This is a genomic window from Rhizobium pantanalense (genome assembly GCF_030182525.1).
Classification (GTDB): Bacteria; Pseudomonadota; Alphaproteobacteria; order Rhizobiales; family Rhizobiaceae; genus Rhizobium.
This window is the reverse complement of sequence record NZ_JAQJCH010000003.1, coordinates 456638-468542: the sequence shown is the minus strand read 5'-3', so window position 1 is coordinate 468542 and position 11905 is coordinate 456638. Positions and strand designations below refer to the sequence as shown.

The window sequence follows — 11905 nt, the reverse complement described above, 5'->3', positions numbered from 1 at the left end:
TCTATTCCATGGGATTCGGCAGATAGCCGGTGAAGCCGCAGATCTTCCAGCGTCCTTCATGCAGGCGGCAGTAATAAAGTGTCTGCCACTTCATCACGTCGATGCCGCCATCCGATTTCTTCAGGCTGCCGTCGAACTTCTTGCGCACCAGCGCCATATCGCCTTCTATCTCGATGTCTTCGAGGGTCGTTGTCGTGAAGATGGCCGTGCGCGGATCTTCGGCAAAGGATTGTGTGGCGAAGTCGCGTGCCTGGCGCAGCCACTCGTCGCGATAGGCCGATAGCGTCGGGAAGGCGAGGCGCCATTTGTCCGGGCTGACCGCGCGCTTGCCATCGATGCCGATAAAGCCCTCTTCGACGAAATCGCCCGCGACGATCGACCAGTCGGCGGCAAGAAAAGCATCGATATCGCGCGGGACGAGCATCTCCCAGATCGAATGCCTGGCGGTATCGCTGGCAGGGAAGGGATTCTTGAAAGGATCACGCATGGCATCCGCCGTCATTTAAATTCTTTTCATAATTTGCGATTTTCACTGGCCAAATTCCGCTTTCTATGGTCATTTGTCAACGTATCAAGAAAATAATTTGCAGGAACCGCATGGTGACCATCGCATGTCACGGTTCCGGCGAAATGGGAACGAATGACAAGCCGCATCTGCGCACACGTCTGTCCACAGGCACCGGCGGGATCGGGCAGATTGAGATGGATCGCGTCGCTGACTACGTGTCAAACGTGGGTGAACCAGCGATAAGGGGGGCTGATGGATATCTTCACGACCATGCAGGAAGAGAGAGGCCGGCTTTCGCAATCTGAAATCCGTATCGCCGACATCGTCCTCAATGATTTCGAATTCGCCGTCAATGCTTCCATCATCGAGCTTGCGGGCAAGGCGGATGTCTCGCCGCCGACGGTGACGCGCTTCTGCCGACGTCTGGGCTGCGAAAGCTTTTCCGATTTCAAGGTGCAGCTTGCGCGGACAGCCTATGTCGGCATGCGCTATCTGAAGCCCGAGCCGAAGAGCATCGCACCGGCCGACGTTGCCCAGGATATTATTACCAAGGCGCAGAACGCGCTCTTCCTGCTGCATCGCGGGCTGGATGTTGCCGCCATCGAGCGGGCGGCGAACCGGCTCGCCAGCGCAGAGATGATCTATGCCTTCGGCTCCGGCGGCAATTCCTCGATGATCGCAACCGAGCTGCAGAACCGCCTGTTCCGTCTCGGTCTCCGCATTACCGCAAGTTCCGACCACAGCATGCAGCTGATGATGGCTGCGGCCGCCAAGCCGACGGATGTGCTGATCGGCTCGTCCTTCTCCGGACGCAATGCCGAGCTGGTGCGCGCCTTTGCGCTGGCACGCGAAGCCAAGGTGCCGACCATCGCCCTGACGCAGAGTGAAAGCCCAGTGGCCCGCGCCGCCGAGATTACGGTGCCCGTCGACCTGCCGGAAGGGGACAATATCTATCGGCCGACATCGACGCGCATCGCCTATCTGGCCGTGGTGGACATTCTCGCTAGCCTGGTCGCCTACCGCATTCAGCCGCAGGCAACGGTGACGCTGCGCCGTATCAAGCAGCAGCTCGTCACCCATCGGGATGGCGACGACCGCCAGCTTCTTGGAGACTAGAGCAGTTTCGCGAAAGTCGGCGACGCTTATCGCGTTGGGCTCCGCCGAAAACGACAACACAGGGTGGCGGATCAAGCCGCTTGGGGAATCGATCGAAGGAATATGATATGAGCAAATCCGTTGCCATCGTCACAGGGGCTGCCGGCGATATCGGCCGTGCCATCGCAAAACGCCTGGCCGATGACCATGACATCATCCTGCTCGTCGATATCGACGAGGCGGCCATGCAGAAGGCTGCCGGAGAACTCGGCCCGGCGGAGCGGTTCGTCATGTTCAAGGCGGATATCACCAGCGATGCCGACGTTGCCGCCATGGCGAAGGCCGCGTCGAAACTCGGCGGGGTGAAGACGCTCGTCAACAATGCCGGCGCCGCACGCGCCGTCAGCCTTCATGATACCACGCCGGCCATCTGGCGTGCCGACAATGCCCTTAATCTTGAAGCGGCTTTTCTCTGCTTCCGCGCCGTCGAGGACATGCTGAAGGCATCGAAGGGGTCGGTCATCAATATCGCCTCCGTCAACGGCATGGCCGTCTTTGGGCATCCTGCCTACAGCGCCGCCAAGGCGGGGCTTCTGCATTTCACCCGGCTGGTCGCGGTCGAATACGGCAAGTTCGGCATCCGCTCGAATGCGGTCGCGCCCGGCACGGTGCGCACGCAAGCCTGGGAAGTCCGCGCCGCTGCCAATCCGAATGTCTTCGAGGAGGCGAAGCGCTGGTATGCGCTGCGTCGCGTCGTCGATCCGGCCGATGTCGCCAATGCCGTCTCTTTCCTCGCAAGTCCGCTTGCTTCCGCGATAACAGGCGTCTGTCTGCCCGTCGATTGCGGCTTGACGGCGGGGCAGGCGGAGCTCGCCCATACCTTCTCGCAGTCCGAACACTACTGACGGGGTACGCCGAAGGGGAATGGAACCCAGCCGTCCCCTATCATCCCCAAAACACCTGGTCTCGCGAGCGCGGGAGCATGGTCGGCTGACATGGACACGCTTTGGAGGGCCGGCTAGACCTTTATTCATGCTTCAGGCTGCCGAGATAGATTTTCGGCGGCTTTTCTTGCTGACCGTTATCGAGGCAAAGGTGGCAGGATTGCATGGTTGTGGCGCTGGAGCGTGCTAGCCGGCGCGCAACGTCGCCATGTCGGTCGGGAAGAAACCCGCCCATGCCATCACGGTCACCACGGTAATAACGAGCAGATACCACATGGCGACGTAATCACCGACGAGCCGCCGGTTCAACGCGGCAAAGAGAAGAGCGACACTGAAGGCGAGCCAGAGCAGGTTGCAGACGTGGTCCATTTATTGTTCCCCTTATTCGTCTTTTCCTCCCTTCGGCAAAAGCTAACGAGATAACGGTGCGCGAGGTAGCGCCATAACGGGATGGAGGTTTGCACACAGCGGGAAGCGCGGATCTCGGCCTCTGCCTGATCGGGGTATTTGACTGGTTGCCCATGGCGGTTTCCATACAGAGCGTCTCGCATCCGGTCACATCCGATGAGGCGCCGCAAGAAAATCTTAACGCCCTGCGCAGAGCTCAGGAACATCTCGCCGCTGCTCCCCGTTATGGGCTTTTAGCGTAAAGGTGAGGAGGGCTGCCATGGAATATGGTGATTGGAACAACCCCGTCATAGTCGATCTCGATGGCATCGGCCATTTCGCGATCATCACCAACGCGCTGGACGCGGCAAACTGCATGAGCGAGGAGTGGCCGGTCAATGGCGGCCCGGCAATGGACGAGGCCGTGCTGGTCTGCCTCGATGCCGTTCTTGGCAAGGTTTCCGCCGAGCGGTCGCGAAAGGCTTTTCTGGAGGCGGCGCGTGAGGCCGGGCTGAGCGTCAGGCCGGATTCGGAGAGCCTTCACTAGTCGATGCAAGACAGGGCGATGGCCTCCCTCGGCGAGAGGCGCTCAGATTGCCCAGAAGATCAGGCTGAGGATTATGATGACGGCGAGGATGAACCCCACCATCCTCCCGAGCCCTTCGTTGACATTGCCGTTGCCGACAATAAGATCGTACCAGTCGCTCTTGTGGTTCATCAAACGTCCCTCAGGGTTTGTCCCATTAGGTCGATCTCTTCTTCGGCAGTCAATGATTTAAAGGGCAATTATTCAGAGATATCGAAAGGCCGGTTTTCATCCGGACAGCCGATTTCAAGACAAGTTCTTGCGAACTTCCGGCGAACCGGAAGCGGCATCCTACGAGCTCGCTAAATCTTGAATTATTTGAGAAATCCGTGTTTCTCAACAAAGGAAATGGTGCCCAGAAGAGGACTCGAACCTCCACGCCTCGCGGCACAGGTACCTGAAACCTGCGCGTCTACCAATTCCGCCATCTGGGCGACGGACACGCATGTAAGGGGGTGGCCGTCCGGTGTCAACAGGGTTTTTGAAGTTTTCGTGGCAATCGTGAAAAAAGCAGTTGGAGCCCGGGTCAAACCCGGGCTGCCGCCCACGCGCTGATCAGGCCAAGTCCCTGTTCCAGCAGGGCCTTTGCCTCGCTTTCGCTCGATGCTTCCACGTAGCAGCGCATTTCCGGCGCATTGCCGGAAGGGCGGAAATGGATGATTCGGTTATCCACAAGTGTCACCCGCAGGCCGTCGATATCGCTCTTGGAAGCGACCGTCGCGATCGGCTTCAGGAAATCCGAAAGATTGGCGTCGGAGGCGCGCAGATAGGCCATCAGCGCGGCGCTGGTTTCCACGGGAAAATTCTCCAGACGGTCGGCGGCGGCGAAGGGCAGGCGGTAGCTGCCGGCAACGGCCGAAAGCGGTTTGCGTGCTTTGGCGGCGGCGTAGAGCGTCGCGAGAATCGGCAGGAAGCTGTCGCGCGTTGGCAGCGGCTCGAAAGGTTTTCCATCGACGGTGAAGCGGCTTGATGTCAGCGTGCCGCCATTGGCCTCGAAGCCCATGACATTGGCCTTGCCGGCCGCGATGGCCTCGCCCATGCCGGCGATCACGTAGGGAGAGCCGACGCGGGTGCGGGTGACGGCATAGGAACCGGCGGCCTCGATGCCGGAATTGGAGGTGACCGGCGTCACCACAACATCGGCGCCGAGGAAATTTGCCGCGATGAGACCAAGCAGATCGCCGCGCAGGGGCTCGCCGGTTTCGTCCGCAACCAGCGGCCGGTCACCGTCGCCATCGGCTGAGACGATGGCATTCAGGCCATGTTCCGGCGCCCAGGCTTTCATGAGGCGGATGGTTTCGGCCGAGACCGCTTCCGTATCGACCGGAATGAAGCTCTCGGAGCGGCCGAGTGGCACGACGCGGGCGCCGTAATGAGTCAGTACCTGACCGAAGAGATCGCGTGCCACCGTGCTGTGCTGATAGACGCCGATGGTGAGGCCGGCGAGGCTGCCTGATGGCAGCAGGCCCTTGTTGCGCTCCAGGAACAGCGCCTCCGTCTCGGCCGTGCGGTTTTCCGTCTCGGCAGGGGTTTCGTCGAGCACAGAATCGCCGATCGCAAGCGCCTCCTCGCTGATCGCCACTTCGTCGCCCTTGTCGATTTCGCCGTCAGGGCGATAGAATTTGATGCCGTTGCGGTCGGCGGGGATATGCGAGCCGGTGATCATCAGCGAGGCCGCCTTCAGCTGCAGGCCGTAAAGCGCCAGCGCCGGCGTCGGCAATGTGCCGGAGTCGATCGGCGTCAGGCCGGCCCGCTTCAGCGCGCCGATGCAGGTGGCGGAGATCGCCGGGCTCGATTCGCGGAAATCCCGGCCGACGAGGATGAGGTCGCCCGGCTTGGCATGGCCGTTTTTCAGCAGATGGCGGGCAAAAGCTGTCGCGTAGAGCGCCGATGCCCGTCCCGTAAGGTCTGCGGATAGGCCGCGAAGGCCGCTGGTGCCGAATTTCAAGCTGCTCACAGGCAATCTCCCTTGCAATGGTCGGGCTGTTATGGCGCAAGCGGTGGCGGCGATCAACTCATCGTGGATCGATAGGTTCCGGTTGCGGCAGCACTGGTTTTGCCATCGTCATGACCCCAACTAAGATAAGAGATGCGGCGGCCCGCCATAGGTTCGCAGCGTCCGGAACAGGAGTATGTCATGGCTGTTTTTCATAGGATCGCGTTTGGCTGCGTCCTCGCGCTTGCCTCGCTGTCGCAGGCGGATTTCGCGACAGCCGCTTCGGACTCTCGGAAGCTCATCACTCCGCCGCGCACCAATACCGTCATCTGCGATTCCCGTGGCTGCTTCGGTTTCGGCGAGCGGCAGTTCTACACCCGCCCAGGTCAGCCGCTTCCGATCACGCCGCCCTATAATGGGGGCCTCAATCGCTTTGGCAGTCCGCGAGTTCAGGTTCCTCCGCGTGAAACCTATGCACCGCCGCCGAGGGCTCTCTATCCTTCGCCGGCCCAGAAACTGAGACAGCATCAAACCTGGTGCGCCGAGCGCTATCGCACCTACAATCCCGGCACCAACAGCTATACGACGATCAACAACGGCACAAGGCCCTGCCGTTCGCCCTTCGACTGATGCCCGAGCAGCAGGGCCTAGCTCTCCAGCGATGCGCGGTCGGTATGGCCGAGATCGCGTTCGGGGTCGATGATATCCCGTACCCGCTGCTTCAACTCCTTCGGGCCGGGGAAGCCGCCGTCGCGCTTGCGCTCCCACAAGAGCTCGCCGTCGATGCGGATTTCGAAGACGCCGCCGGTGCCGGGGATCAGCGCCACTTCGCCGAGACTGTCGGTAAAGGTCTGCAGCAACTCCTGCGCCATCCAGCCGGAGCGCAGCAGCCAGTTGCATTGGGTGCAATAGAGAATGGTGATGCGGGGCTTGTCGCTCATCGTCCTGATCCTTCGTTGTTTGCTGAGATCTAGGCTCAACTTTAGTCCGCTGCAAGCCAAAGCACTTCCAGGAAAGGCACCAGGCGGTTTTCCCTCCGGAATTGCGCGGGGAAAGACGGCCAGAGTGGTTCGACATTTCCGTCGAGCGCTGAAACGCTCTGGCCACTTGCCTCTCCCGCCGCCTCATGTTCATCTCCGGTGGTAACATCGCTCGGGAATCAACGGTATGCGCGTCGCCATCATCGAGAATATGAAGAACACCCCGCTCGGCGCGCTTGGCATAGCGCTGGAGGAGGCCCGAGTCGAGATCGACTGGTTTCGCCCCTGGAGCGGCGAGGCCTTGCCGAAGGACATATCGGCCTATGATGCACTAGCCGTGCTCGGCGGCGAGCAGAGCGCCCGCGACGACGACACCCATCCCTATCTGCCGGAGCTGGCGGGGCTGATGCGCCGTTTCGAGGGTGAGGACAAAGCCGTGCTCGGCATCTGCCTCGGCAGCCAGATTTTGGCGCGCGCCTACGAGGCCGAAAATCTTCTCGGTACCGCCCATGAATTCGGCTGGAAAACAGTCGGCCTGACTGACGAGGGGAAAAAGGACCCGTTGCTCGCCGATGTCGGCGACGAATTCACCATCTTCGAATGGCATGGCGACACTTTTACCTTGCCTGTGGAAGCCACGCGCCTTGCCGCCAATGCCGTCACGCCGAACCAGGCCTTCCGCATCGGCCGCGCCACCTATGGCATGCAGTTTCATTTCGAGGCCAATGCCGCGGTCGTCGAGCGCTGGCGCGGCGAATTTAGGGAAACCATCGAGCACAAGGAGCCGGGCTGGCTCGATCGCTATCCGGAGCTTGTGGCCAGGCATGCTGCAGCGGCGGAAACGGCCGGTCTTGCGATCGCACGCGCCTGGGTGAGAACCATAAGAGTGCAGGTGCAGCGCCCTCAGGCAGCAGAGGCTTGAGGGTCGCTGATGATCTAACACGTCCGATCAATCCGATGGCGATGTGCTACACACCGGCGGTTTTGAAATGGGAGGAAATGACATCATGAGCACGCTGAAACTACCGAGCGCAGGCGGTTGCCGTTGCAGACAGGTGCGGCTGAAGATCAATGCCAAGCCGCTCCTCACCATGGCCTGCCACTGCACAGGCTGCCAGCGCATGACGGCCGGCCCCTATTCGCTGAGCGCCGCCATCCCCACGCAGGGTTTCGAGGTGACTGAGGGCGAGCCTGTCATCGGCGGCCTGCACGGCGATGTCATCCATCACTATTTCTGCCCGCATTGCATGAGCTGGCTGTTCACGAAGCTCGAAGGCGTCGACTGGTTCGTCAATGTCCGCGCCACCATCCTTGACGACACGAGCTGGTTCACGCCCTTCATTGAGACCTGGACGAGCGAAAAGCTGCCATGGGTGACGACGCCCGCCAAGCACAGCTTTGCAGCGCTCCCGGGGATGGAGGAGTATGAGGGGCTGACGAAGGAATATATGGCGCAGGGGTAAGGCTGACGTGGTGGGGCCTGCTGTCAGAGCTGACGGTATTATGCGAAAGGCAGACCATGTCTTTCGACATAGGCATTTGCCTTTACAATCGCCTCTGCATTTCACTTAACCAGAGACGCTCGCGCTCAATCTTGCTGATGCGAGCGGCCTTATCTTCAATGGGACGTGAGGTACTGCTCTTCGAGTCGCTCACTCATCCCCCATCTTCAGCGCGGCAATGAACGCTTCCTGCGGGATCTCGACCTTGCCGAACTGCCGCATGCGCTTCTTGCCTTCCTTCTGCTTGTCGAGCAGCTTGCGCTTGCGGGTGGCGTCGCCGCCGTAGCACTTGGCGGTCACGTCCTTGCGCAGCGCCTTCACCGTCTCGCGCGCGATGATGCGTCCGCCGATCGCGGCCTGGATCGGGATCTGGAACATGTGCTGCGGGATCAGATCTTTCAGCTTCTCGCACATGACGCGGCCGCGCTTTTCGGCGGCGGAGCGGTGCACGAGCATGGAGAGCGCATCCACCGGCTCGGCATTGACGAGGATCGACATCTTGACGAGATCGCTCTCGCGATAATCGGTCAGGCTGTAGTCGAAGGAGGCATAGCCCTTGGAGATCGACTTCAGGCGATCGTAGAAGTCGAAGACGACTTCGTTGAGCGGCAGGTCGTAGGTGATCATGGCGCGGTTGCCGACATAGGTCAGCTCGGTCTGGATGCCGCGGCGGTCCTGGCAGAGCTTCAGGATCGAGCCGAGATAATCGTCCGGCGTCAGGATCGTCGCCTTGATCCACGGCTCACGGAATTCGGAAATCTTGACGACGTCGGGCATGTCGGCCGGGTTGTGCAGCTCGATCTCGGTGCCGTCGGTCATGGTGAGCTGATAGACGACGGAAGGCGCCGTCGCGATCAGGTCGAGATTGAATTCGCGCTCCAGACGCTCCTGGATGATTTCCAGGTGCAGCAGGCCGAGGAAGCCGCAGCGGAAGCCGAAGCCGAGAGCGGCAGATGATTCCATTTCGAAGGAGAAGCTGGCGTCGTTGAGGCGCAGCTTGCCCATGGCCGAGCGCAGATCTTCGAAATCGGCGGCATCGACCGGGAAGAGGCCGCAGAACACGACGGGCTGCGCCGGCTTGAAGCCCGGGAGAGCCTCGGCGGTCGGGCGCTTGTCTTCGGTGATGGTATCGCCGACGCGTGTGTCTGCCACTTCCTTGATCGAAGCCGTGATGAAGCCGATTTCGCCGGGGCCGAGGCTGTCGACGGCGACCATCTTCGGCGTGAGAACGCCGACGCGTTCGATCTGGTACTTCGCGTCTGTGCCCATCATGCGGATGGTCTGGCCCTTGGTCAGCGTGCCGTCGATGATGCGCACGAGAACCATGACGCCGAGATAGGTGTCGTACCAGCTATCGACCAGCAGCGCCTTCAGCGGCGCCTTTTCGCCGCCCGCGCTCTTCGGCGCCGGCAGCTTGTGCACGATGGCTTCGAGAACATCGGGGATGCCGAGGCCGGTCTTCGCCGAAATCAGCACGGCGTCGGAGGCGTCGATGCCGATCACCTCCTCGATCTGTTCTTTGATGCGGTCGGGTTCGGCGGCCGGCAGGTCGATCTTGTTGAGGACGGTGACGAGCTCGTGATTGTTGTCGATCGCCTGATAGACGTTGGCGAGCGTCTGAGCTTCAACACCCTGAGAGGCGTCGACGACAAGCAGCGATCCCTCGCAGGCCGACAGCGAGCGCGAGACTTCATAGGCGAAGTCGACGTGCCCGGGCGTGTCGATCAGATTAAGGATATAGGTTCCGCCGTTCTTGGCCTTGTAGTGCAGGCGCACAGTTTGGGCCTTGATGGTGATGCCGCGCTCGCGCTCGATCTCCATATTGTCAAGCACCTGCTCCGACATCTCGCGTTCGGCAAGGCCGCCCGTCGTCTGGATCAGGCGGTCGGCCAACGTCGATTTGCCGTGGTCGATATGGGCCACGATCGAGAAGTTGCGGATATGCGAAAGCGGAGTGGTGGAATTGGTGCTCATGCGCGCCATATAGCAGCGCCGCCCGGCGCCGCAAAGCGGAAAAGCGGGGCTTTGGCTGGTATCTTCACGTTATGTTAGCCTTTTCAGGCCCGACGCTGCCGAGTGTTACAATGCTCTTGATTCCATCATGTGATCCTGTATTTCTCATATAGTAGAATCAGGAAGCGTGAGACATGAGTAATGGCGGATGATGATCTGGAACTGGCTATCGGCACGCGCATCAAGGAGCTGCGCATCGCCCGCGGCCTGACGCTGGATGAGCTTGCCAATGCTTCGGCTGTCAGCCGCGCCATGATCTCGCGCATCGAGCGGGCGGAGGCGAGCCCGACGGCATCGCTGCTGTCGCGGCTCTGCGCAGCGCTCGGCCTTTCGCTCTCGGCCTTCTTTGCCGAGGAAGAGAATGAGGTGTCGCCGCTTGCCCGCCGCGAACAGCAGGCGATCTGGCGCGACCCCGGAACCGGCTATGTCAGACGCGCCGTCTCCCCCCCGGGAACCGAATCGAAGGTCGATGTCGTCGAAGTCATCTTCCCCGCCGGTGCGCGCGTCATCTTCCCGCCGAATACGGCAAGCGCCGGCATGACCCAGCATGTCTGGCTGTTCGAGGGCGAGATGGAGGTGACGCATCGCGATGTCGCCCATCGCCTCATGCCAGGCGATTGTCTCTTCATGGGCGTCGGTGATGGCCACGCCTTCCATAATCCCGGCGAGGTGCCGGCGCGCTACAGCGTCATCCTCGATCGCGGCCGTTCATAACACCCAAGGATCTTTTCATGCCTGATATTCGTCTTCTCTCCGCTGTTGAGGCTCGCACTGTCCTGCCGGATCTTTGCGATGTGCTCGCCGATTGCGTCAACGGCGGCGCTTCCGTCGGCTTCATGCAGCCTTATGGAACGAGGGATGCCTTGCCCTACTGGCAAGGTGTTGCCGATAGCGTCGAAAGCGGCGCAACGCTGCTTTTCGTCGCCCTGACCGAGGGCAGGGTTGTCGGCACCGTGCAGGTGGGCGCGGCGCAAATGCCGAACCAGCCGCATCGCGGCGATCTCAAGAAGTTGCTGGTGCATAGCTCCGCGCGAGGCAAGGGACTTGCCCGCTTCCTGATGGAGGCGGCTGAGCGCGAGGCAGCCCGTATCGGCAAGACCCTGCTTGTGCTCGATACGGCAACCGGCAGCGATGCCGAGGCGATCTATCCGCGTCTCGGCTGGCAGCGCGTCGGTGTAGTGCCGGATTATGCGATGTGGCCCGAGGGCGGCCTTTGCGACACGACCATTTTCTATAAGCGTATTGCGGCTTGAGGCAGATCGCTCAGGCTGAGAAGGCGTCAACGGCATCCTGCAATGTCGATCCCGCTGTCCATTGCATGGCCTTCCAGCCGAAGTGCCGTGCGGCCTCGATATTGGCCTCTACATCATCAATGAAGCCGATTTCGCTTGCGGATATCCCCACGCGTTCGGTCGCCAGCCGGAAGAATTCGGCTGCTGGCTTCTGATAGCCGAGGGCGGCGGAATAGAAGATGCCGTCGAAGCGGGAGGAGAGCCCGAGTTCGTTCATCAGATAGGCGGCGCGCATATGCTCCTGATTGGTCGCCAGGAACATCTTCGTTCCCCCGGCCCGCAGCGCGGCGAGATCATCGAGCAGGCCGTGGTCCAGGCGGGAGTCATTCTCGAACCAGTAGTCGATCAGCGTTCGGGCGCCGAGATGGGGAGCGATCTTGCCAAGAACCTCCGCAAGCTTCGGCTCCAGCGCATCGCGGCCGGTGACGATATCGATCCAGCAGGTTTTGAAGAATGCCTCTTGCAGTACCTCGAGCCGCAAGCCCAGATCGCGCTCCAGATAGGTGAACAGCGGCAATCCGTCGCCTGGGCGGCCGTGCACCAACACGCCATCGACATCGACCATCAGGAGTTTCATGCCGCCGCCTCCAATTCCTCGAACGTGGGCGGAAGGTGCAGTTGTTTGCAGCAGCATTCAAGATTGCATGTCACCCTTTTTTCTC

15 protein-coding genes and 1 tRNA gene are annotated in these 11905 nt (G+C 61.0%); 8 read left to right on the top strand and 8 right to left on the bottom strand.

What is annotated here, in order from left to right; translation table 11 throughout:
* Position 1: 1 nt before the first annotated feature.
* A complete protein-coding gene (locus tag PH558_RS11710; RefSeq protein WP_113410087.1) occupies positions 2 to 487 on the bottom strand; it encodes a hypothetical protein in 486 nt (161 codons plus the stop codon).
* Between the two features lie 273 nt (positions 488 to 760).
* Here PH558_RS11710 and PH558_RS11705 point away from each other — a divergent pair, with 273 nt between their 5' ends.
* Entirely contained in the window at positions 761 to 1624 is an 864-nt protein-coding gene (locus tag PH558_RS11705) for a MurR/RpiR family transcriptional regulator (RefSeq protein WP_113329839.1), read from the top strand.
* 107 nt (positions 1625 to 1731) lie between these two features.
* The gene (locus PH558_RS11700) at positions 1732 to 2508 is read left to right on the top strand and encodes an SDR family oxidoreductase (RefSeq protein WP_285204377.1); all 777 of its coding nucleotides are present in this window, start codon (positions 1732 to 1734) and stop codon (positions 2506 to 2508) included.
* Positions 2509 to 2733: 225 nt separating this feature from the next.
* Here the strand turns inward: PH558_RS11700 and PH558_RS11695 are convergent, their stop codons facing one another.
* A complete protein-coding gene (locus tag PH558_RS11695) occupies positions 2734 to 2916 on the bottom strand; it encodes a hypothetical protein (RefSeq protein WP_069611006.1) in 183 nt (60 codons plus the stop codon).
* A gap of 298 nt (positions 2917 to 3214) precedes the next feature.
* Between PH558_RS11695 and PH558_RS11690 the strand changes: the two genes are divergently transcribed.
* Positions 3215 to 3481 (top strand): DUF982 domain-containing protein, encoded by a 267-nt coding sequence (locus PH558_RS11690; RefSeq protein WP_285204374.1) that lies wholly within the window; start codon positions 3215 to 3217, stop codon positions 3479 to 3481.
* Between the two features lie 42 nt (positions 3482 to 3523).
* Here PH558_RS11690 and PH558_RS11685 read toward each other — a convergent pair whose 3' ends face one another.
* The 3 genes from PH558_RS11685 to PH558_RS11675 form a co-directional block, all read right to left on the bottom strand.
* Positions 3524 to 3652: a hypothetical protein gene (locus tag PH558_RS11685; protein WP_274538724.1), complete on the bottom strand. Its 129-nt coding sequence runs from the start codon at positions 3650 to 3652 to the stop codon at positions 3524 to 3526.
* Between the two features lie 217 nt (positions 3653 to 3869).
* Positions 3870 to 3954: transfer RNA gene (locus PH558_RS11680), tRNA-Leu, on the bottom strand.
* A gap of 92 nt (positions 3955 to 4046) precedes the next feature.
* Positions 4047 to 5468, bottom strand: a complete 1422-nt coding sequence (locus tag PH558_RS11675; protein WP_285204442.1) for a phosphomannomutase — start codon at positions 5466 to 5468, stop codon at positions 4047 to 4049.
* A 189-nt stretch (positions 5469 to 5657) separates the two neighbouring features.
* Between PH558_RS11675 and PH558_RS11670 the strand changes: the two genes are divergently transcribed.
* The gene (locus tag PH558_RS11670; protein ID WP_095433663.1) at positions 5658 to 6086 is read left to right on the top strand and encodes a BA14K family protein; all 429 of its coding nucleotides are present in this window, start codon (positions 5658 to 5660) and stop codon (positions 6084 to 6086) included.
* Between the two features lie 17 nt (positions 6087 to 6103).
* Here PH558_RS11670 and PH558_RS11665 read toward each other — a convergent pair whose 3' ends face one another.
* Positions 6104 to 6397 (bottom strand): Rdx family protein, encoded by a 294-nt coding sequence (locus PH558_RS11665; RefSeq protein ID WP_004108029.1) that lies wholly within the window; start codon positions 6395 to 6397, stop codon positions 6104 to 6106.
* A gap of 226 nt (positions 6398 to 6623) precedes the next feature.
* Here PH558_RS11665 and PH558_RS11660 point away from each other — a divergent pair, with 226 nt between their 5' ends.
* Both PH558_RS11660 and PH558_RS11655 read left to right on the top strand, forming a co-directional pair.
* Entirely contained in the window at positions 6624 to 7358 is a 735-nt protein-coding gene (locus PH558_RS11660) for a type 1 glutamine amidotransferase (protein WP_095433664.1), read from the top strand.
* Positions 7359 to 7443: 85 nt separating this feature from the next.
* Positions 7444 to 7899, top strand: a complete 456-nt coding sequence (locus PH558_RS11655; RefSeq protein ID WP_285204371.1) for a GFA family protein — start codon at positions 7444 to 7446, stop codon at positions 7897 to 7899.
* Positions 7900 to 8088: 189 nt separating this feature from the next.
* Here PH558_RS11655 and lepA read toward each other — a convergent pair whose 3' ends face one another.
* Positions 8089 to 9921 (bottom strand): translation elongation factor 4, encoded by a 1833-nt coding sequence (gene lepA / locus PH558_RS11650; RefSeq protein WP_285204369.1) that lies wholly within the window; start codon positions 9919 to 9921, stop codon positions 8089 to 8091.
* A gap of 171 nt (positions 9922 to 10092) precedes the next feature.
* Here lepA and PH558_RS11645 point away from each other — a divergent pair, with 171 nt between their 5' ends.
* A complete protein-coding gene (locus tag PH558_RS11645) occupies positions 10093 to 10665 on the top strand; it encodes a helix-turn-helix domain-containing protein (protein ID WP_113410090.1) in 573 nt (190 codons plus the stop codon).
* Between the two features lie 17 nt (positions 10666 to 10682).
* Complete coding sequence (locus tag PH558_RS11640) at positions 10683 to 11204, top strand: GNAT family N-acetyltransferase (protein WP_285204367.1); 522 nt, start codon at positions 10683 to 10685, stop codon at positions 11202 to 11204.
* A 10-nt stretch (positions 11205 to 11214) separates the two neighbouring features.
* Here PH558_RS11640 and PH558_RS11635 read toward each other — a convergent pair whose 3' ends face one another.
* Positions 11215 to 11820 (bottom strand): HAD-IA family hydrolase, encoded by a 606-nt coding sequence (locus tag PH558_RS11635; RefSeq protein ID WP_285204366.1) that lies wholly within the window; start codon positions 11818 to 11820, stop codon positions 11215 to 11217.
* Positions 11821 to 11905 lie beyond the last annotated feature (85 nt).